Source organism: Jiangella asiatica, assembly GCF_004349065.1.
In the GTDB taxonomy this organism is placed as follows: domain Bacteria; phylum Actinomycetota; class Actinomycetes; order Jiangellales; family Jiangellaceae; genus Jiangella; species Jiangella asiatica.
In genome coordinates this window covers 1-1,948 of the sequence record NZ_SMKZ01000116.1, presented here as the reverse complement: position 1 = coordinate 1,948, position 1,948 = coordinate 1, and the positions used below count along the sequence as shown (strand labels likewise).

General features: G+C 71.7%; 2 protein-coding genes. Both read left to right on the top strand.

All coding sequences use genetic code 11. The features are described from left to right. Positions 1–31 precede the first annotated feature (31 nt). The gene (locus E1269_RS31960; RefSeq protein WP_420810700.1) at positions 32–934 is read left to right on the top strand and encodes an ABC transporter permease; all 903 of its coding nucleotides are present in this window, start codon (positions 32–34) and stop codon (positions 932–934) included. Continuing rightward, positions 935–1,882, top strand: a complete 948-nt coding sequence (locus tag E1269_RS31955) for an ABC transporter permease (RefSeq protein WP_131902291.1) — start codon at positions 935–937, stop codon at positions 1,880–1,882. The last annotated feature ends 66 nt before the right edge of the window (positions 1,883–1,948 follow it).

Genomic DNA, 1,948 nt, shown 5'->3' with positions numbered 1-1,948 from the left:
CCCGGGACCCGCGCCGAACCCGGGGCCCGCGCTGGCCCGGCGCCGGTGGGGTGGGGTGCGGCGGTTCGCCGGGTCGCGGTCGGCGGTGGTGGGTGCGGCCGGGCTGTTCCTGCTGCTGGTGGTGGCGGTGTTCGCGTCGTGGGTGGCGCCGTTCGATCCGAACGAGCAGGGCGCGCAGAGTCTGCTGGGCCCGTCCGGGACGCACCTGCTGGGCACGGACGAGCTGGGCCGCGACATCGCCTCGCGGGTGATCCACGGTGCCCGGGCCTCGCTGGTGGTCGGTGCCGGCGCGGCCACCTTCGGCGCGCTGATCGGGGTGCCGTTGGGCCTGGTCGCGGGGTATCTGGGCCGGTGGGTCGACGCGACCGCGATGCGGCTGATCGACCTGATGCTGGCCGTGCCGGGCATCCTGCTCGCCCTGGTCATCATCGCCGTGCTCGGCCCGGGCCGGATCAACCTGATCCTGGCCATCGGCATCGGCTCGGTCCCGGAGTTCGCCCGGCTCACCCGCGCGGCCACCCTCGCCTTACGCGACCGCGACTTCGTCCGCGCCTCGGTCGGCATGGGCGCACGCACCACCGACACCATGTTCCGAACCGTGCTACCCAACGTGCTCGCGCCGGTCCTGGTCCAGCTGGTGATCACCGCATCGCTGGCCGTCGTGGTCGAGGCCGGGCTGAGCCTGCTCGGCCTGGGCACCCCACCACCGGCACCGTCATGGGGCGGCATGCTCCAAGACGCCCGCTCCTACCTCTACCAAGCCCCCTGGTACGGCGTGTTCCCCGGCCTATGCCTGGCCTTCACCGTCTACTGCCTGGACCGCGTCGGCCACGGCCTGCAACACGCCATCGGCACCACCACCCACACCCCAGGCACCCCCGCCAGCCCGGCCGCCGGCCCGGCCGCCGGCCCGACCGCAGAGGGGGCCCTGTAGATGTATGCCTACCTCATCCGCCGCCTGGCCCAGTTCGCCATCGTGCTCGTCCTGGCCTCCATCGCGGTGTGGGCGTTCATCTTCGCCCTACCCGGCGACCCGGCCACCGTGCTGGCCGGCCCCGACGCCTCACCCACCGAACAAGCCGCCATCCGCGACCGCCTCGGCCTCGACCGCTCGATCATCGAGCAATACGCCACCTGGCTCACCCACGCCATCACCGGCGACCTCGGCCAATCCTTCTACTCGACGCAGACAGTGACCGCGACCCTGGCCGACTACATCCCCGCCACCGCCCAACTCGCCACCCTCGCCCTGGCCCTCACCCTGCTCATCGCCGTCCCCGTCGGCACCACCGTCGCGCTGCGCCCCCGATCGCTGCTCGGGCGGTTACTGTCGGGCTACCTCACCATCGGGCTGGCCGTGCCCGCGTTCTGGCTCGGCCTGCTGCTGATCATCGTCTTCGCCGTGCAGCTGCAACTCCTGCCCGCCGCCGGTGACTACACCCCGTTCTGGCACCACCCCGGCCAAGCCCTACGCGCCACCATCCTGCCCGCCACCGCCATCGCCGTACACGCCTCAGCCATCACCGCCCGGTTCCTGGCCACCTCACTGTCCGACATCATGGGCCGCGACTTCATCCGCACCGTGCGCGCCAAAGGCGTCCCCGAACACGCCGTCGTCCGCCGCCACGCCCTGCGCAACGCCGCCCTGCCCACCATCACCATCATCGGCATCCAACTCGGCGGCTTCCTCGGCGGCACCGTCGTCATCGAAGCCGTCTTCAACTACCCCGGCCTGGGCCGCCTGCTCTACACCGCCATCGGCGAACGCGACTACGCCATCGTCCAAGGCGGCGTCCTATTCATCGTCACCACCTTCCTCACCCTCAACCTGCTCATCGACCTCCTCTACGCCCACCTCGACCCCCGCATCCGCCTCACCTAACCACCCCAAGGAGCCCGCCATGCAACACCCGGCGCCCCACCCCACCCGCCGCACCCTCCTACGCAC